Origin of the sequence: Streptococcus sp. 27098_8_91 (assembly GCF_041432385.1) — a bacterium.
Classification (GTDB): Bacteria; Bacillota; Bacilli; order Lactobacillales; family Streptococcaceae; genus Streptococcus.
The window spans coordinates 355,190-378,390 of the sequence record NZ_JAPVZN010000002.1; the positions used below are offsets into that span (position 1 = coordinate 355,190).

The window sequence follows — 23,201 nt, forward strand, 5'->3', positions numbered from 1 at the left end:
TTTTAAAGAAGGAGTTCAAAAGAACTCCTACACATTATTTCAATTCAAATTTTAATTCAGCTGTTGGGCGTACTAGACCACGTTCATGTAAAGTCTCAGCGATTTGAACTGAGTTCCAAGCGGCACCTTTAAGAAGGTTATCAGAAACCACCCACATATGAATACCTTTTTCTGCATCCAAATCTTTACGGATACGTCCAACGAATGTATCACGTGAACCAACAGCATTTACTGCTTGAGGATAGATTTGGTGAGCAATATCATCTTCAAGAACTGCACCTGGGAAGGCAGCAACAGCTGCTTTCACTTCTTCGATTGGTGCTACTTCTTTTGTTTCAATATAGACTGACTCAGAGTGAGCTGACAAAACTGGAATACGTACACATGTTGCTGATACGGCAATGCTATCGTCTTCCATGATTTTCTTGGTTTCATTGGTCATCTTCATCTCTTCGTAAGTGTAATCATTATTAGTGAAAACGTCAATTTGCGGAAGAGCGTTGAAGGCAATTGGATAGTGTTTCTTATCGCCACCTGAAGGCAAGATTTCCGCATGCAAATCACGTGGATTCACGCCATCATTCAAGACTTCACGAAGCTCACGTTGAGTTTCAAGAATTGCTCCCATACCAGCACCTGAAACAGCTTGGTAAGTTGAAACGATAATACGGTCCAATCCCCATTTTTGACGAACGGGCTCAAGAGCCACCATCATTTGAATTGTTGAACAGTTAGGACAAGAGATAATTCCGTTGTGAGCATCAAGGGCGTGGGCATTCACTTCAGGAACAACCAATGGTACATCTGGATTTTGACGGAAATAAGAAGTGTTATCTACGACGACTGCGCCTGCCTTAACAGCATAAGGTGCATATTTTGCAGAAGTTGATCCACCAGCTGAGAAAAGAGCAATATCAACCCCTTCAAAAGCGTCTTCTGTTGTTTCTTCGATGGTCACATCTTGACCTTTGAATTGCAAAATCTTTCCTGCAGAACGTGCAGACGCAAGGTAACGAATCTTATCGATAGGAAGAGTTGATTCTTCCAACATTTTGATCATTTGAGCACCAACGGCACCTGTAGCGCCGACAACAGCAACTGTGTATCCCATAACAAACCTCTTTCGGAATTTTCTAAAAATTTCTATAATAGAAACATTATACTACTTTTTACCAAAATTGAAAAGTCTTTTTCCTATCTATTTTCTGAAATTGACAAGAAAAAGGTTCGCTAATACTAGCAAACCTTTTTTATTAATCTTATCTCTTAATATCTTTGTTTATAAGGCTTATTAAAGGCTTCTAAGATATCTGATGGAGTTTCTGCATAAGGTTTCACTTCTTTGAAATCTCCCTTCACGATAATCCGTTCTGTGGCATTGTAGTCTACACAGGTTACCAAGGTAATTTCTTTGATTCCCTCACGGTCTTCTATTTCATCAACGCGGTCAGGTGTAACGTGTTTGACTTCACGAATGACATAGGTATAAACCTTTTCCTTATCAGTCAAATAAATTTTCATCCCTTCTTTGGCATTGACCAAAGGTGAAAAGAGCATCTGACTGGCATTTTCAGCTGTAAAAATATGGTGACTAGCGAGAGAATAATTTCCCTCTCCCATTTTTTGATTTGGTTTCATGGTTCCTGCCCCATAGAACAAGTTCACATTATCTAAACCTTTAAAGATAGGTAGGTTAATCTCTACTTCAGGAATGGCAATTCCACCAATAACAGGAAGTTGTTGGGCATCCCACTGCGAAGATAAAACCGCTTCAGATGAGATAGCCTTCACTGAATCGAAATCAAAATTTCCTTCTGTATCCTGATTTTCTTCTAATTTTTCTTTTGATACCTGACTTACTTGGTACTTATTAGTATTCCAAACCATAAAAATATCACGGATTTTAGCGTTAAAAATCAAAGCGATTGATAGCAGTATCAGAAATCCTGCCAATATATTGATCAACAGATTTTTTCGTTTATTTTTCTTTTTATTGATTTTTTTAGACATTATGCTTCACTTTCTGTTTCCTGTTCTGCCCCAACTTCTTCTTTTTCTGCTGCTGCAACACTTGTAAAAGTCACAATCTTAGCATCTTGATCTAGACGCATCACTTTTACTCCCATAGTTGAACGTCCCGTTTGTGAAATATTGGCAACATTGGTTCGAATCATGACACCTGTGTCAGTGATAATCATCAGATCTTCATCCCCTTTTACTGTTAAGAGACCAGCCAGAGGACCATTTTTTTCAGTAACATTGGCTGTTTTCATTCCCTTACCGGCACGCCCTTTTGTTGGATATTCAGTCGCAACTGTGCGCTTACCGTATCCTTTCTCAGTAATGATAAGGACTTCATCTTGGTCAGTAATCACCCTTGCTCCAACTACAGCATCACCTTCACGAAGGTTTACCCCTTTAACACCAGTGGCAATACGACTCATGCTACGAACTGAAGACTGACTGAAACGAACTGCATAGCCTAATCTGGTTCCGATGATGATATCTGTGTCTTTTTCAGTTAGTAAGACATTAATCAACTCATCCTCATCTTTCAGATTTAAGGCTTTGAGACCATTTTGACGAATGTTGGCAAATTCTTTGACACTGGTTCTTTTGACAATACCTGCGCGAGTTGTAAAGAAGAGATAAGCATCATCACTACGTTCTGATTCAACATTGATAATGGTTTGAATGCTTTCACCTTCATCCAGTTTCAAAAGATTGACAACTGGCAACCCTTTGGCTGTACGACCGTATTCTGGAATTTCATATCCCTTAAGACGATAAACACGTCCTTTATTGGTGAAGAATAGCAAATGATCGTGAGTGCTGGTTGAAACCAATTCACGCACAAAGTCATCGTCCTTAACTCCAGTTCCTTGAACGCCACGTCCACCACGTTTTTGAGCTGTAAATTCGTCTTGGTCCAAACGTTTGATATAACCTTTATTTGATAGAGTGATAAGGACATCAGACTCTTCAATCAAGTCTTCATCTTCAAGAGTCAAGACTTCACCAACCATCAACTCAGTACGACGTGGATCGCCAAACTTACGTTTGACCTCATCCAATTCTTCCTTGATAATTTGCGCTACGCGTTCTGGTTTTGCAAGAATGTCTGCCAAGTCAGCAATCAAGGCAATAAGCTCATCATATTCTGACTGAATCTTGTCACGCTCCAAACCTGTCAATCGACGGAGACGCATATCAAGAATTGCCTGACTTTGACGTTCAGATAACTTGAACTTGCTCATCAATTCAGCTTGGGCTTCTGCATCCGTTTCACTGGCACGGATGATACGAATGACTTCGTCGATGTGGTCCAGAGCAATCAACAAACCTTCTAAGATGTGTGCACGCGCTTCAGCTTTCTCTTTGTCAAATTGAGTACGACGAGTCACCACTTCTTTTTGGTGCTCAATATAGGCATCCAAGATTTGACGAAGAGAAAGAATCTTTGGTACACCATTCTGGATAGCCAGCATGTTAAATCCAAAGCTAGTTTGCATTTGAGTCATCTTGAACAAGTTGTTCAAGATAACATTGGCTGACGCATCACGCTTCACTTCGATAACAAAGCGAACTCCCTCACGGTTTGATTCATCACGAACAGCTGTAATTCCTTCGATACGTTTTTCTTGAACTAAACGCACAATATGTTCATGGACTTTAGTCTTGTTGACCATGTATGGAAATTCTGTTACAACGATACGTTCGCGACCAGTCTTAGTTTCTTCGATTTCAGTACGAGAACGAAGCACAATCGATCCTTTACCAGTTTCGTAGGCCTTATGAATACCTGATTTCCCCATAACAAGGGCACCAGTTGGGAAATCTGGACCAGGAAGAACTTCCATTAATTCCTTGGTTGTGACTTCTGGATTATCCATCACTAACTTAACAGCATCAATGGTTTCACCCAAGTTATGTGGCGGAATATTAGTCGCCATACCAACAGCGATACCTGTAGCTCCATTGACCAAAAGATTTGGAAAACGAGCTGGTAAAACAACAGGTTCACGTTCATTGGCATCATAGTTATCAACAAAATCAACGGTATTTTTATTGATGTCACGAAGCATTTCAAGAGCAATCTTACTCATACGTGCTTCGGTATAACGCTGAGCTGCGGCACCATCACCATCCATGGAACCAAAGTTCCCATGCCCATCTACAAGCATGTAACGGTAACTCCACCATTGCGCCATACGAACCATAGCTTCGTAGATAGATGAGTCACCGTGCGGGTGGTATTTACCCATGACATCCCCTGTAATACGGGCAGATTTCTTATGAGGTTTATCTGGTGTCACACCCAATTCGTTCATACCGTATAGAATACGACGATGAACTGGTTTCAACCCATCTCGAACATCAGGAAGGGCCCGCGATACGATAACACTCATGGCGTAGTCGATAAAGCTGGTCTTCATCTCCTTTGTCAGATTGACATTCACTAAATTTTTATCTTGCATTAACAAATGCCTCATTTCACTATTAGTAACTAGATATATTATACCATAGTTTGACCTAGATTTCAGTCTTCCAATCCGACTAAAACGTTTACATGGCCAAGTGGATGTTATATCCGTGACAAAGCTATTTAAAAGTGATAGAATGAAACTAAACGGGGGAAGCCCTTAAAAAATGAAGGAGATGTTTAGACAAATGACATTAACTAAACAACACAAAAAAGTTATCCTTGTCGGTGACGGTGCCGTAGGATCATCATACGCTTTTGCTCTTGTTAACCAAGGAATTGCACAAGAACTTGGTATCATTGAAATTCCTCAATTGTTTGAAAAAGCTGTTGGTGATGCTGAAGACCTTAGCCACGCGCTTGCTTTTACTTCACCTAAGAAAATTTATGCAGCTAAGTATGAAGACTGTGCGGACGCTGACCTTGTAGTTATCACTGCTGGTGCTCCACAAAAACCAGGTGAAACTCGTCTTGACCTTGTTGGTAAAAACCTTGCTATCAACAAATCAATCGTTGAACAAGTTGTTGCTTCTGGTTTCGACGGTATCTTCCTTGTTGCAGCTAACCCAGTTGACGTTTTGACTTACTCAACTTGGAAATTCTCAGGTTTCCCTAAAGAACGTGTTATCGGTTCAGGTACTTCACTTGACTCAGCTCGTTTCCGTCAAGCACTTGCTGAAAAAATCGGCGTTGATGCTCGTTCAGTTCACGCCTACATCATGGGTGAACACGGTGACTCTGAGTTTGCTGTTTGGTCACACGCTAACGTTGCCGGTGTAAAATTGGAACAATGGTTGCAAGCTAACCGTGACTTGGATGAAGCTGACCTTGTAGAACTCTTCATCTCAGTTCGTGATGCTGCTTACTCAATCATCAACAAAAAAGGTGCAACATACTATGGTATCGCAGTAGCCCTTGCTCGTATTACAAAAGCTATCCTTGATGATGAAAATGCTGTTCTTCCACTTTCAGTATTCCAAGAAGGTCAATACGGAGTTGAAAACGTCTTTATCGGTCAACCAGCTATCGTTGGTGCACACGGTATTGTTCGTCCAGTTAACATCCCATTGAACGATGCTGAAACTCAAAAAATGCAAGCTTCAGCAAAAGAATTGCAAGCTATTATTGATGAAGCTTGGAAAAACCCTGAATTCCAAGCAGCTTCAAAAAACTAATTTAAGTTAGAAAAAATGTCTAGACGGTTTGTCTAGACATTTTTATATTTCATTACATTATTTCATTTGAGCAAAAGCTGCTTCTGCATCTGCGTTACTAATCGCACCTAATTGAATCTTAGCAATTTTACCCTGTGAATCAATTAGATACTCTGTAGGGATGCTTCGAATTTGATAATCTTGAAAAACAGCTCCTTTTGTATCATATAAAACAGGGATGTCTTTATAACCTTGTTCTTCAAACCACTTTGGAAATTGATCTACAGTTTTTTCACCTTGAAGCCCTGGCGCAATGACAGATAAAATTTCGAAATCGCGATCTTCTTTAGCAGCAAGCTCCATCAATTCTGGCATACTTTTCTTACATGGTCCACACCAAGATGCCCAAAATTTAAGATAAACTTTCTTACCTTTAAAATCAGATAATTTGACTTCTTTTCCATCCATCGATTGAAGGGTGAAATCAGGTGCTTCTGCTCCAATAGCTACTTGCTTCACAGGAGCTTGTTGTGTCTGATTTGATTGATTTTGTGGACTTGATTTTTTCTCTTCCTTGCCACAAGCAATCAGAAGAAAGAGAGACAAGAAACTAAGTCCAAAATAGATAATTTTTTTCATAGATAACTCCTTTTATCCTAATATTCCAGATAAGACATTTAACTGTCCCAACATTAATAAAATTCCCATGAGAATGATCAATAAACCACCAATCTTCTTCAATAAAAGTATGTGGGATTTGATTCTACTAAAATAAGGCATGACAAGACCTGATGCCAAGGCCAGAAATAAAAATGGAAGTGCCATTCCAAGAGTGTAAATGAGGGTCAATAAGGCCCCCTGAAGAGCTCCATTTCCTCCTGAAGCAGCCAGTGCTAAAACAGAACTTAAAACTGGGCCTATACATGGAGTCCAGCCAAAGCTGAAGCTGATCCCCAGTAAAAAGGCTGAGAGATATTTACTAGACTGTTTTTGCTTAAATGTTACTGTTTTTTGTACCTCTAATTTTTGTAGATGAAGAATTTCCATCTGATGCAATCCCAGTATGATAATCATGATTCCCATGACATAACGGAACCAGTCAGCATAAAGTAAATTCCCAAGGAATCCTGCTCCAAATCCAAGAATAAAGAAAATGAGAGAGATACCAGCAATAAAACAGAGGGTACGAATCAATCCTGACCAGGCAACATCTTTACCCCAAAAATGAAATGTCTTTGATTCCTCTTGATCATCTAGCAGAACACCTGCGTAGACTGGTAACAAGGGAAAGATACAGGGAGAAAAGAATGACAAGACCCCAGCTATAAAGACAGAAATAAAAAATAAAATACTTTCCAATTAAGAACCTTCTTTCATATAGTCATCTTTTATTTTACTATAAAAGAAAACGTTTGTAAGATATCTGCTACGCAAATTTATTTTCAACTTGAAAGAATCAAAAAAGGAGCTCAGCTCCTTTTTTGATTAATAAGTTCCCTCTTCACCTTGACTTGTCAAGATTACAGGCCCATCTTTAGTAATAACAAACTGATGCTCGTACTGACATGATAGTCCACCATCGATAGTTTTGTGAGCCCATCCTGTTTTCATATCTGTATCGATTTCCCAATCACCTGTATTAATCATTGGTTCGATTGTCAAAACCATACCTTCACGAAGGCGGAGACCACGACCTGCGATACCATAGTTAGGCACCATTGGTTCTTCATGCATAGTTGGACCAACACCGTGTCCTACAAGATCACGAACAACTCCGTAACCACGGCTTTCAGCATATTCCTGAATAGCAGCTCCAATATCTCCAATACGGTTTCCTACAACGGCTTTTTCAATACCAATGTACATAGCTTCCTTGGTCACGTCCATTAAGTTTTTTACTTCTTCTGACGGTTTTCCAACAGCGTAAGCCCAACAAGAATCTGCCAAGCCGCCCGTAAAGTTTTGAGTATATTTTTTCATCTGCTCAACGTTGTTAAAATTTAGTTTAGAAACATTGAGGTCAGACTTAGCGATTGGCCCACCAAGGACCATATCAACTTTCAGCAAATCGCCTTCCTTCAAAATATAGTGGCGTGGAAAAGCATGGGCTACTTCGTCATTAAGCGAACAACAAGTTGCGTATGGATAATCCATCATTGCCCCATCAACACCAATCTGTAGTGGAAGGAAATTCTCTTCTTTACAACGACGACGCACATATTCTTCTACTTCCCACATATCTACACCTGGTTTGATGATGTCACGCAAACCGATGTGAATACTGGCAAGAAAATCGCCAGCCTTATCCATTGCTTCGATTTCTCTAGCTGATTTTAATGTAATCATGTTTTCTCCTAGTTTTAATTAATTTTTACAGTAACATTTGCTTTTGATACGATTTGATGATTGATATAAATATCATAGTCGATAATGGCTGACCTTCTCGTATGATGAATAATTCTAGCCTGAATTCGCAAGATATCATCAATCTGAACAGCTTGTAAAAAGTAAATCAACATCTGTTCAATGATGAGATTACGTCCGCTATTCACGACCAGATCCTGCGTCATATGGGTCAAAATTTCTGAAAGAACTCCATTTGCAAGGACTCCATTTTTTTCCAACATAAATGGTTCAACCGTAATGACAACTTCATCATGGTGGTAAGATAACTTCTGACCAACCTGTTCTGAAAATGTTGGTAATGCTGAAACTTGAGAGCGGCTCATCTTTTCCATGACATCCCGTCTAGTAATAACACCAAGTAAAGTTTGATTACTTCTCACAACAGGTACCATTTCAAAGTCTTCAGCAATCATTCTCTGGCTAACGTTAGCGATATTCGTGGCTAAGCCGGTCATATAGACAGTTCTTGTCATGACCTTATCTATCGTTGTACCAGGTGATTTATCTCCAGCATCACGCATAGTAACTACACCAACAACGACCTGATGCTGATTGATGACAGGGAAACGGCTCGTTCTATTCTTACGAACCAAGTCTAGATAATCTTTGACAGTATCCGTTTCCTGTAGAAATCCATATTCATGACTAGTACGATAGATTTTTTCAACCGTCAAAATATCTGTCTTGATCTGAACGTTGGACAAAGCTCTGTTGATCATAGTCGCAATTGTAAATGTATCATGCTTACTGCGTAATACTGGAATATTTTTTTTATTAGCATGGTTCAAAACGTCTTCATGAACTTCAAATCCACCTGTTACCAAGACAGCATTTTCATTTTCAAGTGCTAATAACTGAATACGTGTTCGATCTCCTACGATAAGTAAGCCGCCATCATGAAGATAAGAAAGAATATTCTTTTCAGTCATCGCTCCAATGGAGAATTTACTAAATTCTCTATCTAATCCAGCTTGACCAGCTAAAACTTCTGAGCCTGTAACTTCTGCAATTTCTGCGAACGTTAATTTCTCAATAGCTACTTTTTTTGACTTTACACGCACTGTTCCACTTCGAGGACGTGTTTCAACAAGTCCTCTATTTTCAGCTTCTTTGATAGCCCGATATGCTGTACCATCACTTACTCCCAGCCGATTTGAAATACTACGAACACTGACACGCTTCCCAACTGGTAATTCTTCCAAGTAGGCTAATATTTCTTGGTGTTTACTCATTTAGATTTCCTTTTGTATAACGGAATTCTAGATAATCCCGCATCTTTCGGGTATAACGATCGCTACCTTTAAAACGACGATAAAGAACAAAATTTGATTTTTCTGCTACTTTCTGACTAGCAACATTTTCTAGATGTGTCACAATCGAAAGTTGCTTCAATGCAAACTCGTTCATGGATAAATCTCGTAATTTGGTAACTGCTTCAGTCATATAACCCTGAGACCAATAGTCTTTCTTTAAAAAATAGCCAATTTCAGCTTCTTTCTTAATTTCATCAAGTTTTTCAAACTTGATAGCTCCAATCATTCGTTGCTCTTTTTTATCACAAATAGCCCAAATCCCCAAAGGTGATTTCATAAAATAATTGGCAAGAGCATACTGACTTTCTTCAATACTTGCTTGTGCAGGAAAGATAAATTGAAGATTTTCAGGATCTGATGCAAGTTGATGAAAATCATTTACATCCGTAAAAAAGAAGGGACGGAAATATAAACGTTCCGTCTCATAGAAAGAAAATTTTGCTAATTTAGTCCAGATATTCATTGCAATCCTCAAAGTGCTAATCTTCGATTAGCTCAATATCTGCTCCAAGATTACGCAATTTTTCGATAATATTCGAGTAGCCTCGAAGGATAAATTCTACATTGGTAATCTCTGTTTTTCCTTCAGCCATCAAGCCAGCAATAACCAAGGCAGCTCCAGCACGTAGGTCTGTCGCCTTAACTTTTGCACCCTGCAAAGGATTTCCACCCTTATAAAGGATGTGGTCGTTTGTTGTTGAAATATCTGCATTCATTTTGGCTAATTCAAAAACATGGTTGACACGTTTTTCATAGATTGTATCAATCAATGTGCCACGACCTTCTGCTTTTAATAACAAAGGAGTAATAGGCTGTTGAAGATCTGTTGCGAAACCTGGATAAGGAGCTGTTTTGATATTAACAGCCTTTAGATTTGTTTGCTCTTCGACGAAAATACTGTCTTCAGAAATAGTCATGTGAACACCCATTTCTTCAAGTTTAGCAATAAATCCTTCTAAATGCTCATAAAGTACATTATTAATTCGAATCCCATGACCTACTGCAGCTGCCATTGAAATATATGTACCTGCTTCAATACGGTCTGGGATGACTTGGTGACGTGTTCCGTGCAAGCTATCCACACCATCGATTGTAATCATATCCGTACCTGCTCCACGAATGTGAGCTCCCATATTGTTTAATAATGTAGCCACATCAATGATTTCAGGTTCGCGAGCAGCATTTTCAATAACTGTTCGACCTTTAGCTTTTACTGCTGCTAGCATCGTATTGATTGTTGCACCAACACTAACAGTATCCATATAGATATGTGCACCATGTAGACTTGATCCTTGGGTTGAGAGATTCATATTATCTCCCTCGTAGGTTGTCTTAGCTCCCATAGCTTCAAATGCTTTTAAATGCAAATCAATCGGACGTGGTCCTAGGTCACACCCTCCAGGCAAACCTACAGTTGCTTCACCAAAACGTCCTAAAAGACTACCATAGAAATAATAAGACGCACGCAAGCTATTAATTTTACCATAAGGCATTGGTTTATTTTGAACACCACGAGGATCAATCTCAAGAACATCGTCATAACGCTTGACACTAGCTCCCATGATCTCCATAATCTCAATAAGACTAGCTACATCAGAGATGTCTGGAACACAATCCAAAATCACAACATCATCTGATAAAATAATGGCAGGAATCAAGGCAACGACACTATTTTTAGCGCCACTAATCGTAATTTCACCTTTCAATGGTCTCCCACCGTTAATGACAATTTTTTTCATTTTATACTCTTTCACTATTTATTAAGAAGGTCTCACCCTATATTATACCATATTTCTTACTAATAGCCAATCCTATAAAAAAATTAAGCCCAGAACTATCTTGATATTTAATACGATAACTTTGTTTATATCAGTTAGAATTATCATACTTATCAAAGCTAGTAAAAATCTTCCTCACCTGTATTTTTAAAGCTTATAATAAAATAATTACTGCACATTTTTAGTTAGTGATTTGTTAAAGAAAGACTTGCTTTATAAGTATATGCGTTAGTATTCAACTTTTATAAAATAAGAAATTAATCCGATGATTTTGTACAAAAATTTTACATAAAAATCATTCTGGGTACCAAAACAAAAAAAGTCCCATAAGATCTATAATGAAAAGCGCCGAAACCATCATTAGAAAGAATCATATGGAACAATTATATTTTATCACAAAATTACCAGACGTTAAAGACCCTAATATTCAAATTATGGATGTTGTTAATAGAGATATACACAAGGAAATTATTGCTAAACTGGACTATGACGCCCCATCTTGTCCTGATTGCGGAAATCAAATGAAGAAATATGATTTTCAAAAACCGTCGAAAATTCCTTACCTCGAAACAACTGGTATGCCTACTAGAATTCTTCTGAAAAAGCGTCGATTCAAGTGCTATCATCGCTCAAAAATGATGGTCGCTGAGACTTCTATCGTTAAGAAAAATCACCAAATCCCTCGTATTATCAACCAAAAATTGCTCAAAAGTTGATTGAATAGGCTTCTATGACTGACATTGCCCATCAGCTTTCTATTTCAACTTCAACTGTCATTCGCAAGCTCAATGACTTCCGTTTTAAGCATGATCGCCTTCCTGAGATTATATCTTGGGACGTTGAAATAGTCAGGGGAGTGACTGTTTCAATCGAGAGATGAAGATGAGTTTCATTTCTCAAGATTTTGACAATCTCAATATCATCACAGTTCTGGAAGGTAGAACACAATCCATCATCCGAAATCATTTTCTTAAATATGAGAGTTCTGTCAAAATCATTACTATGGATATGTTTATCCCTTATTATGACTTGACTAGACAACTTCGCTTTCGAATTTCTAGGCTCAGGCTGAAACAGTCTCCCAGACTGTTTCACTCCCGTACTCTAAAATTGTGTCGGATTGCTTTCACCCTTCGTTTTTATATTTCTAAACTCAGGCTAAAACAGTCCACTGGACTGTTTTACTCCAACATCTTAGCCGTGCTATGAGCCGTATTCGTGTCCAAATTATGAATCAATCAGGATAGTCGTAAACTGAGTGATAAACGTTTTTATCGCCCTACTTTTCGTATGCATTTAACCAATAAGGAAATCCTAAACAAGCTTTTGAGCTATTCCGAAGACTTGAAACATCACTATCATCTCTATCAACTCTTGCTTTTCCACTTTCAGAATAAGGAGCCGAAGAAATTCTTTGGACTCATTGAGGACAATCTAAAGCTGGTTCATCCTCTTTTTCAGACTGTCTTTAAAACCTTTCTAAAGGACAAAGAGAAAACTGTCAACGCTCTTCAACTACCCTATTCTAACGCCAAACTGGAAGCCACTAATAATCTAATCAAACTTATTAAACGCAATGCCTTTGGTTGTCAGAACTTTGAAAACTTCAAAAAACGCATTTTTATCGCTCTGAACATCAAAAAAGAAAGGACGAAATTTGTCCTTTCTCGAGATTAGCTTTTCTTCAACCCACTACAGTTGACAAAGAGCCAAAAAACTTGTCCCTTTTATATTTTAAACAATGGATTTAAGAAACCATCTGTGTTTTTTAGAAGGGATTTAAAGACTTTAGATTTCAAATTTTCAGTATTTGAGTAGTTTCCAGCCTTCTTGAGGTCTTCTGTGACCGCTTTGTCGAACAAGGCTTTGAGTTCATTATAATTGTGGATGGTTTGTCCATCAATTGTAATCTCTGTGAATCCTTTTTCAGCTCTGACTTTCACATCATGATACCAATGTCTCTTCCACTCTTCAAGTGTCTTGAATTTGTCTCCAGATACTTTCTTGATAATGAAATCATCGCCTAAAAGACCTTTATTTTCTTTATCAGCAGCACCTTGATGTTTGCTTGAAACATAGTCAATGAATCCATGTTCATATCCATAGTACCCCCACATACGGAAGGCATTATGTTTGAATGATAATGAACCTGGTGCTCCTTGGCTTGTATTACCACCGTAAATACCAGCCATCATATTGACATTGACATAAGCCGTACCAAAATCTTCTGGGTGGAAGACTTTATTGCCTGGATTTCCGTGAATAGTCATAAAATTGTTATTTACCAAATCATCAATGGTTTCAAGATTGGTTATTTTCTCAGCGTCTGTCAAGTCACGCACTTTGTCCCATTGGTGAGGACCACTTAGTTTATTTCTATCCATTGGTCGACGTATTTCACGGTCAATTTTCTTGAACCACTTACTATTGTCACCTTTAACCTTAGGAAGAACAGCTTCAGCTTCAGCATAATCAAGCATCATCATAGCTTCATTGTAGTTCTTCATGTATTTATCTATAGTTTCACGCGAATCCAGCTTGTTAGGATTATAGTTGTACCATTGGTTACCATCATTTTGACGTTCAAATGCCATATTTAATCCAAGTGCACCGTATTCACCTTGATGTCCGTGTTGTGCTGGAGTTTGTAACATACCCTGAGCAAATGCTTCAAGGTCTGTACCTTGTCGATGTCTATGACCACCCAAATATGCCATGCGGTCATTTACGTGGGTAGTTTCATGTGTAAAGGCAGATGTGCCGTATTCACTTATTAAATCCGACATAACAAAATATACAGCATCCATAGGTTGTGGATCAGCAAAGATGTAAGCATAGGCTCCATAGCCATACTTATACTCATGATACTTCCCAATACGACCAAAGAATTCCCTGACTGGAGTATAGTCTGATTTTCCATTTCTATGTCCGAATCTGTCAGGCCAGCCACCTGGAGCATTATGATTATCCCATACAGGAGTTGGAACTACATTTTGACTCTTAAGAAGTTTATCGCGTACATTATCAGTAGCAAGACGTGACCAAAAATCTAAGTAATTAACTTGCTCTTTGGCACGTAGATTAATCTCTTTTTTAAAGGCTTCACGTTCTTCTTCAGTATTTTTGTTGTATTTTTCAAATGCACCGAATGAAATTGAATTATACGTTGAAATCATAAATAGATGTGCATTTTTCAAATTAAGAAGAGGTAAAATCATGCGCCCATGCTGCCCATTATTAATTCCTTCGTATAGACGATATTTTTTGTTAGCAAATGCAGGGTTCGTTGATGGTTGTTCAACTACATACGCGTTCTTTTCAATAGCTTTCTTAAACCAGTCATTTATATCTGTATGGTTAGTGAATAGCTTCATATTGTAATGTAAGAATCCATTTAATTCATTTATTCCAATTGTTCCACCTATAGTTTCACGATAAGCTTCTAAAGTTCTATCTCCTTTAACATTTCTTTCACTTGAACCAATTTTGATTAAGAAATCTAAAACATTAACATTCTTACCATAAAAATCAGGTTTAAACATCATAATATCTTTAATTGATAACTCATCGTATTTAAAACCATAATATTGATTTAAGTAGGCCAGCCCCATCATGATTTTAGCTTTGTTATCTTCAACTTTCTTAAGTAAAGCACGCTCGACTACTTCCCCACCGTTTAACTGATGATCTTCATTTTCTAAAATCTGACTAACAAGTTTTTCTAAGTTTCCTTTGACTTCTTCGAAGCTTTCTTCTAAATACAAGCCCTTAATGTACTCAGTTTTCTTCTCAGGGGTATTTTGCCAAGGTTTCTCACGCTTATCCATCAAGCTACGAACTTCATCTGAAAGTAGGGTAACACTAGCTAACTTCTCTTTGATATTGCTTGCTAACTGGCTACGATTCTTCATAACCATATTTGGAGTATAGACAATGTTTTGACCTGCTACATCATACTCTTTTACTTGAGCTACTTTAGAATTCGTTTTAGCGGTCACAGTTAACTCTTCTTTTGTACCATCAGCATAGTGAACCATAATCTTATCAATATCCGATAAATCAGTGACAAATTGCCCTGCTTTCATACCTGTTACAGACAGAACAGTTTTCTTAACAAGATTGGACTCATCTGTTAACTTATTCCCTTGGTTTACAATCCACTCTTTGTTATAAAATGGTTGCAGTTTTTCCAAATTTCGATAAGCTAGGTTTCTTGTTTCTTGGTAGTCCTGAATCGCTTTATATTCAGAATCTCTATCAACGATACGATTTAACTTGTTTACAACTGGATCTTGAATAGCGAAGGTATTCGCAGTAATCCCCATATTAGCGATTTTGGCGTCTGCTTCTGCTTGAGAGATAGACTGAATCTGTTTCGAACGCTTGTAGGTACTTTCTCCAGTAGCAACATCTTTTACATAATAATTATTTTTGAAGTAGTCAAAACCAAAGTATGGGTCACCGTCAATAGAAGCTGAACCATACATAATTTCACCGTTATTGACTTTCATCATACTAATATTATTCTCAACCCAACCCCAGTCATAGTTTTCGTGAACTAAACCACCACTTTGACCATGATTTTTCAGAGTCATAGTACCTTTAACAACAGAATTTGTCAAACGACCTTTTTGTTTAACATCCCACTGATTACTTCCGTGATTGACTTTAGCTACTAAACCACCAAACTTAGAATTGTTACCTACAATATCACCGTCAAAATAAACACTATCCGTGTTACTTCGCCAACTTTCGCTGACAAGTCCACCAGACCACCAGCCTTTATCTCCAAGACTGTTAATCTTGCCAATAAAAGCTACATTGCGCATATTAGCTTCGTCTAACTTATTAACAGCACCGGTTACATCGTTATTTCCTGTTACTGAACCTACTACTTTGATATTCTCAAGTGTAGACTTCTTAAACATATTACCAATAGGTGCAACTTTATCAGCCCAAGGCATGTTTATATTTACATTACCTAAGTTAAAGTTTTTGAGTGTAGCACCTTCAGCCTCATTAAACAAAGGTCTTTCTAAGTTATGAATCGTGTACTGATGATTCTCTACACTTGATAAAGTACCTCTAAACTTAGCCATAACATAAGCTTTACCTGCTGGCTTAACGTTAACTGCATTCAAATCTGCACCAAGTTTAAACTCACCGGTAGGATTTGCTTGCATATCTTTTGCTAAATCATGGAAGTTGTAATAAACCTTATCCTCGGTAGCCCTCGGTTTTTCAAGATAATAAGTGTAAGTATCTCTTAACTTACCGTCTTTATCACGTTGAACTAAGTCAGGTGCTTTTGCCGTTATCTTGTAAAGCTGCTTACCTTCCTCAATGACCTCTTCAATCTTATCAATTGCTAAACGAGTCACTTTGTTTTCTCTGGAGGTTACTTTTAAGTAATAGTTGTTAACATTACTTGGAAGAGATGTTAAATGATTACTATCGCTTTCGACACCGCTTTCGTTTACTTGTACGAGACTGGTATTTGCAATATCTTTCAACTCAACTTTCTTTAAATCTAAGCGTAAAGGTTTATCTTCCAAAGTCGATACTTCTGCACCCTTACCTACATCATAAGTCATAGTGGTTGAAATCGTATAATCTTTGTAATAGTCTAAGTTCTCTAATACTTGAGATAAGTTATCGATTTTTAAATCAAGCGTTTTTACAATTTTTCCACCTTCTTTGATAGTCGCTACAATGCGTGTAATTGTAGCATTGTCTTGATTTTCTAGATTGTAGTTAATTGTAGCAGACTTAGCTAAAACATCCTTAGATACAGTGGTCAGAGTCAAAACAGGAGCTGTTTTTTCTTTTGGCTTTTCTTTTGTACCTTTTACAAGAATTTCAGGCTTCATTTCTTTTAACACAGTTACGGTTTCAACTGGTTCACTGATTTTTTTGCCATGTAACTCTTCATAGCTAGTAACAATTTGACGTTCGCCGTCCTCACCAACTTGTTTAACAGAATCATCACCTATAAATTTGGTAGGATCAGATTCTTCTGTGATAGTTTTAGGAATAGTCTCTGTACGAATATCAGTATGTAAAGCAGGAAGCTCTTCTCTCTCTGGAGCAACGTCAGGAACTGTAGCTAGTGGATCAGTATACTCTGAGATTTCAATAACCGGCGGATCAATTAAGTTTCCTGTTTCATCTACTCCTGTTGTACCTACAGAACCCGTATATTCTGGTTTCTCAGCCTTAGGCGCTTCGTCTGGGACTGTACCTACAGAAGCAATGTACTCTGGCTTCTCAGACTTAGGTGCTTCTTCTGGAACTGTGCCTACCGGTTCAGTGTATGCTGGTTTTTCATGAACTTCCGGCTCACCTTTGTCAGTCACAACAGCTTCGGGTAACGCTGGTTGAACTTCCGGCTCGCCTTTGTCAGTCACAATAGCTTCCGGCAACGCTGGTTGAACTTCCGGCTCACCTTTGTCAGTCACAACAGCTTCGGGTAACGCTGGTTGAACTTCCGGCTCGCCTTTGTCAGTCACAACAGCTTCGGGTAACGCTGGTTGAACTTCCGGTTCACCTTTATCAGTTACAACAGCTTCGGGTAACGCTGGTTGAACTTCCGGCTCACCTTTGTCAGTCACAACAGCTTCGGGTAATGCCGGTTGAACTTCCGGTTCGCCTTTGTCAGTCACAACAGCTTCGGGTAACGCTGGTTGAACTTCCGGTTCACCTTTGTCAGTCACAACAGCTTCGGGTAATGCCGGTTGAACTTCCGGCTCGCCTTTGTCAGTCACAATAGCTTCCGGCAACGCTGGTTGAACTTCTGGTTCTACAAGGTTTGTACCTATTGGTTGCGTATAGTCAGGCTTCTCATACTTAGGAGCATCGTCTGGGACTGTGCCTACTGGTGCAGTGTACTCTGGTTTCTCTGATTTAGGTGCTTCGTCTGGAGCCATACCTACAGGCTCAGTGTATGCTCGCTTCTCAGCTTTAGGAGCCATATCAGGAACTGTTCCTACCGGTGCAGTATATTCTGGTTTCTCATGAACTTCGGGCTCAACCAGATTACCACCAACTGGTGCTGTATGTTCTGGTTTTTCTGCTTTAGGCGCTTCATTAGGGATACTTTGAATTTCAGATACTGGAACATTTTTTGTCCCCTCATTCTTATGTTGAATTTCTGAAATTGCATCATCATTAAGGGGTAAGTATCCAATATAACGATATCCAGCAATTTGAACCACTCCTTCATTACTTGGAGCTTTCAAAGGATTGCTTATATCGAGAGCTTGCATACTAGAAAGACTAATCAGTCCGATAGTAGTAACTAAGAACAAACTAGAAACTTTTTTCTTTTTATGAACCAAAAGGACTAAACTACCAACAGCTAATAGACCTAAAGCTGTAAGCACAGAAGTCGATGAACCTGTCGCAGGAAGAGCTTCCTGCTGATAAATAAGAGCATAAGTTACCTCATTATCAGTAGGAATTCCTGCTTGAATCTTGCTTTGTTCTTCCTTTGTAAGAGCGCTTTTTTCAACATAATGATATGTAGAAGCATGAATGATTGACGGTGCAACCAAGATGCTTCCGAGTAAAACTGAACCAACAATCCCACAGATTTTTCGGATTGAAAACCGTTCTTTTTTAAATAATGACAATCGTAATCACCTTCTTTAATTTTATTTCCTAATAGTAAACACTATTTTTTATTATTAAAAATTGAACTTCTAAAATCATCAGTTTGATTTAGATAGGCCTTAAACACTGCTCTCTTTAACTTATGAACTGCACTATCATATTCTGGATTATAGTTGTCCCAAGAATAACGATTCTCATCTGCATCCTTACGGACAGCTTCGTCCATTAATCGCTGCAGTTCTTCTACACTATGAATCGTCTTTCTTGCAAAACTTGCCCAAGATTTAGTTGGATCGTTGAAGGTCACCTTTTTCAAGTTTCTAAACTGATCCACCCGTTCTTGGTACATAGCTTTCTTGAAATCCGCCCAAGAAGAATACTTCCCTTCAAATACCTTTTTCAAAACAAGATCATCTGTAACTAAACCTACTTCTTTACCATAAGACTTAATCTTACTTCCCGCCGCTTTTGCATCTTTTTCATATTGATTTGAGATATAAGGTACCATTCCATCCTTAAAGCCTTTGGCAGCCAGAAGTTCATAAGCAATCCTACGTCCCATCAAATCACCCGGAGTTCCCTTACTGCTCAGAGCCGAATAGATTGGGGCAAAGAGTTTAATCGTATAGTAACCGTTTCTTTCATATTCCCCAGACTTATATTCACGAGCTGACAAGATATTATTTTTAATTAAACTATCAAAGGTAGTCAATTTTTTGGCATCTTCTTCTGTCAGATTTTGTACAACGTTAGTAGCGTAAACCTCATTTCCATCTGCAGGATCTTTCACGTATTTATTCTCGATTTTTCTCAGAGCCGTCATTTTCTGATAAGCATCTAACTGTTTCACAATAGATTGCCCTTCGAGATATTCCAACATGTAAACGACATCAAACATATTGTGGACGTAGTTCTGAAGATCTGCTGCGTCATTAAATCTTGTAGTTGGATCAAGTACTTGCAATCGCTGGCCTTCTGTACTATCTGATGTTTTATGTTTCAAGATAGAGTTGATGGTAATGGTTGCATCACTTGGTTGATCAGGAGCTTGCAATAAGCCTTTTGCGAAGAACTCCGGTCCTAAGCCACTTCTTCGACCATAGCCACCAAGGTAAATATCCTGATCTGAATCATGTGTCATCTCATGGGTATAGGTGATAGCTCCATCCTTATCTAACATACGATAGGACATATAGTAAACGCCATCTCCAGTTGCATAAGCACCATGGTGATTGTGAACTACTTTATTCCCCACTGGACCAAAGAAATTCTTCATCGCCGGATTGGTACTATCAAACTGAGCCTCAACTGTAGCTTTTCCAGATGTTGTATCATCTCCAAACTTATAGGCATCATAAAGTAAAATTGTACGATAGAGCTTTTCACGTCCTTCTTTATCTAAAATACGATACCAATAATCATAGTGATCTCGCTGACGTTTGGCTGTTTCACGCGCATTATCTTCAACAAACTTATTGAGTTCATCTCCAGCCTTATAATCGCTGTTGCGATAGCGATCGTAAGCACCAAATCCTAGGCTAGACAAGGTTGAGATGACAAATACAGATCTTTCTGGCAAGGTAAGGAGAGGCAAGACCATATTGCGGTATTTCCAAGTACTACTAGTAATTCTGTCATAAACACCGATAGAATACTTAGTCCCTGCTTGCTCTTGCTTGGCTTTGACCTCTGCAATAGTGGATTTTTCTTCGACGATGTAAGCCTTGGTCTGTGATTTAAACCAGTCATTATTGGTTTTGTCTGGTAGAAAGACTTTTCGGTAATTTTCCAACGTGCTAAACAAATCTGTCGTTCCATGATGGCTGGCAAGACTGATAGCATAAGTATCGACATTGTTTTTAGCAAGCAGATTATTAAATCCTGATTTCCCTAACTCAATCAGAGTATCTAGTGGTGAAGTATTTCCTTTACCAAAGAAGTCTGGACGATACATCACCAGGTCTTTGACATTCACTTGACCGTAGCTAAAGTTATACCAACGTTCTAAATAAGTTAAGCCGAGTAGTAAGGCTTCCTTATTGTTCTTGATTTTATCTACAAGATAGCCTCTGGTAACTGGGTTGTCACCAGCAAGTCCAGCATCTGCTGACAAGAGTTTTTTCAAACTGTTTGCCAAATCTTGTTTTGTTTTGGCGAACTGGTCTTCCAGATAGAGCTCAGTTTGCTTGACCTCTGGGGAAATTCCGAGTATCTTTCTGATAGTATCCGACTTATAGTCAATCTTTTGTAAGTCAGGTAAGACTTGCTTAATGATAGAGTCTTGGTCATACAAGAATTGATTTGGAGTGTAGAGGAGTCCTGTATCCCCTAAACTATATTCTGCTAGCTTGGCAAAATCAGTCTGGTACTTGAGATCGAGCTTCTCAGATGAATGGTCCTGATAGTGAAGCAAGAGTTTATTTGCAGTCTGTTTGTTAGAAACAATATCTGTGATTACTTGGTCATCCTTCATCATAACTGCGGACAAGAGTTCTTTTTGATATAAGAGACTGTTCTCCTTGACCAGGTTTCCGTATTTCACGATGGTCGCCTTGTTATAGAAAGGTAACAATTTTTCAATGTTCTTATAAACCAAAGCACGGTTAGCTTGATAATGCTTCACCTTAGAAAAATCACTTTCTTTACTACCACTTGTTGAAAGGGGCTCCACTGTTGGAGGAGTGAGAGGATTGATTTCTGCTTTTTTATTAGTCACTTCAGAAGCATCTAGCATTGTTCCTCTTTCTTCAAAGGATTCTTTGCTGACGACTTCATCCCTAACCAAGGTGACATTGTATACTCTGTTCGCCTTGCTGCTGAATGTATCCTTCACCTTCATTCCATTGTAGTGGTAACCGGTAATAGCATTCCCGTTGGTTACATTGACATCACTTAGTACATTGGTCAATCTTCCTGCATGCTGTTCCTCATTTGTTTTTCGATCCCACAAATATCCTGCTACACCCGCGACTCTACCAAAGTGCTTGACATTATTGATATCACCTTCAGCATAGCTATCCTGTATATGCGCATCTTGGTCTATTAGACCTGCTAGCCCACCAACAGTCTGATCTGAACTATTGGTGTTGGATGAAATGGTTACTGTCGCTTTGGATTTAGCAATAGACGCATTTTTTCCTGTTAAATGACCGACCAGGCCACCGATATTATAGGCAGCAGTTGTTTCATAGGTATTGACAATTCTTCCCTTGAAACTACTCTCTGTGATGCTTGATTGGTCTGCCTTAGCCAACAAACCACCGATACCACGTTCACCGGCGAGTACACCATCCACATGAACTTGCTTAATTTTTGTGTTATTCTGAGCTTCATTTGCCAGTGAAGCAATATCATTTTTCCCTGAAATAGTAACATTTTTTAGACTCAGTTTTTCTACTGTAGCACCACTCAAGTTTTCAAACAGAGGTTTTTTCAAATTATAGATAGCATACTTCTTACCATCTTTTTCTCCAATCAACTGACCAGTAAAGGTTCCCTTGATATAGGATTTATCATCAGGACCAAGCTCCACTTCGTTAGCATTCAGGCTAGCTGCTAAATGATAGGTTCCAGAGAGATTTTGGTTTATAGCTTTGACCAGATTACTAAAGGAAGTAAAGTTTGTATTTTCCTCTTTAGACTTCTTATCGAGGTAGAAGGTGAAATGGTCGACATATTTATTGTTCTGCTCTTGCTGGAGTTTCTCAGCCTTAGCTGTAATTTTATAAACTGACTGACCATTTCTTTCCTCTTCAGTTATTGAGGCGACTGGTAGATAGACATCTTTAAATGCCGAAGATTTTACCTTGACAAAGTAAGTATCTGTATTGTTTGGAACACCATCCAACGAAACATGCTGTTTATAAATTCCATTCGTCTGGCTATAGAGCTCTACATCAGAAACATTTCTTAATTCGAGTGTTTTTTCTGGATCTGTTTCTTTCGGCTTCTCAATCGGAGTTTCAGGTTTTAATTGCTCAATATTCCCCTTATATTCAGGAAGTGGATCTACCTGTTCAGGCTCACCTTTGTCAGTTACAACTGCTTCTGGTAAGGCGGGTTGGACTGCAGGCTCACCTTTATCAGTTACAACAGCTTCTGGTAACTCTGGGTGAACTTCAGGTTCTCCTTTATCAGTAACAACTGCTTCTGGCAATTCAGGTTGAACTTCTGGTTCTCCTTTATCGCTTACAACTGCTTCTGGTAACTCTGGCTGGATCGCTGGTTCACCCTTGTTGGTTATTACAGCCTCTGGCAATTCAGGTTGAACTTCTGGTTCGCCTTTGTCACTTACTAAAGCTTCTGGTAACTCTGGCTGAATTGCAGGTTCGCCTTTATCGCTTACAACTGCTTCTGGTAGTTCAGGTTGAACTTCAGGTTTACCTTTGTCTGTTATAACTGCTTCTGGCAATTCAGGTTGAACTTCTGGTTCTCCTTTATCAGTAACAACTGCTTC

General features: G+C 38.6%; 12 protein-coding genes and 1 pseudogene. 2 read left to right on the forward strand and 11 right to left on the reverse strand.

Annotated elements, in window-relative coordinates; translation table 11 throughout:
* Positions 1-34: 34 nt before the first annotated feature.
* From O3611_RS03600 to gyrA, 3 genes are all read right to left on the reverse strand, one after another.
* Positions 35-1,111 (reverse strand): aspartate-semialdehyde dehydrogenase, encoded by a 1,077-nt coding sequence (locus O3611_RS03600; protein ID WP_371607858.1) that lies wholly within the window; start codon positions 1,109-1,111, stop codon positions 35-37.
* Between the two features lie 155 nt (positions 1,112-1,266).
* Entirely contained in the window at positions 1,267-2,010 is a 744-nt protein-coding gene (locus O3611_RS03605; RefSeq protein WP_153225724.1) for a class A sortase, read from the reverse strand.
* Positions 2,010-4,478 carry a DNA gyrase subunit A gene (gyrA, locus tag O3611_RS03610; RefSeq protein WP_075232434.1) on the reverse strand — a complete coding sequence of 823 codons (2,469 nt, stop codon included), beginning with the start codon at positions 4,476-4,478 and terminating at the stop codon, positions 2,010-2,012. The genes O3611_RS03605 and gyrA overlap by 1 nt, the downstream gene beginning before the upstream one ends.
* Before the next feature lie 193 nt (positions 4,479-4,671).
* On the opposite strand from gyrA, the gene O3611_RS03615 reads away from it, so the two are divergent.
* A complete protein-coding gene (locus O3611_RS03615) occupies positions 4,672-5,658 on the forward strand; it encodes an L-lactate dehydrogenase (protein WP_000176425.1) in 987 nt (328 codons plus the stop codon).
* Positions 5,659-5,715: 57 nt separating this feature from the next.
* Here O3611_RS03615 and sdbB read toward each other — a convergent pair whose 3' ends face one another.
* The 6 genes from sdbB to O3611_RS03645 form a co-directional block, all read right to left on the reverse strand.
* Positions 5,716-6,276, reverse strand: a complete 561-nt coding sequence (gene sdbB, locus O3611_RS03620; protein WP_371607859.1) for a thiol-disulfide oxidoreductase-associated lipoprotein SdbB — start codon at positions 6,274-6,276, stop codon at positions 5,716-5,718.
* Between the two features lie 12 nt (positions 6,277-6,288).
* Entirely contained in the window at positions 6,289-6,996 is a 708-nt protein-coding gene (gene ccdA2, locus O3611_RS03625; RefSeq protein WP_371607860.1) for a thiol-disulfide oxidoreductase-associated membrane protein CcdA2, read from the reverse strand.
* A gap of 126 nt (positions 6,997-7,122) precedes the next feature.
* Positions 7,123-7,983, reverse strand: a complete 861-nt coding sequence (locus O3611_RS03630) for a methionyl aminopeptidase (protein ID WP_049525847.1) — start codon at positions 7,981-7,983, stop codon at positions 7,123-7,125.
* Between the two features lie 14 nt (positions 7,984-7,997).
* A complete protein-coding gene (gene spxR, locus O3611_RS03635; protein ID WP_000033785.1) occupies positions 7,998-9,275 on the reverse strand; it encodes a CBS-HotDog domain-containing transcription factor SpxR in 1,278 nt (425 codons plus the stop codon).
* Positions 9,268-9,819, reverse strand: coding sequence for a GNAT family N-acetyltransferase (locus O3611_RS03640; protein ID WP_371607861.1), 552 nt, complete (start codon positions 9,817-9,819; stop codon positions 9,268-9,270). The genes spxR and O3611_RS03640 overlap by 8 nt, the downstream gene beginning before the upstream one ends.
* Before the next feature lie 16 nt (positions 9,820-9,835).
* Complete coding sequence (locus O3611_RS03645; RefSeq protein WP_153224968.1) at positions 9,836-11,095, reverse strand: UDP-N-acetylglucosamine 1-carboxyvinyltransferase; 1,260 nt, start codon at positions 11,093-11,095, stop codon at positions 9,836-9,838.
* Positions 11,096-11,508: 413 nt separating this feature from the next.
* Here O3611_RS03645 and O3611_RS03650 point away from each other — a divergent pair.
* Positions 11,509-12,811, forward strand: a pseudogene (locus tag O3611_RS03650) (transposase).
* 50 nt (positions 12,812-12,861) lie between these two features.
* On the opposite strand, the gene O3611_RS03655 reads toward O3611_RS03650, so the two are convergent.
* Both O3611_RS03655 and O3611_RS03660 read right to left on the reverse strand, forming a co-directional pair.
* Positions 12,862-18,765 (reverse strand): SIALI-17 repeat-containing surface protein, encoded by a 5,904-nt coding sequence (locus O3611_RS03655; RefSeq protein ID WP_371607862.1) that lies wholly within the window; start codon positions 18,763-18,765, stop codon positions 12,862-12,864.
* 41 nt (positions 18,766-18,806) lie between these two features.
* Positions 18,807-23,201: ZmpA/ZmpB/ZmpC family metallo-endopeptidase (locus O3611_RS03660; RefSeq protein WP_371607863.1), on the reverse strand; the 4,395-nt coding region annotated here is incomplete at its 5' end.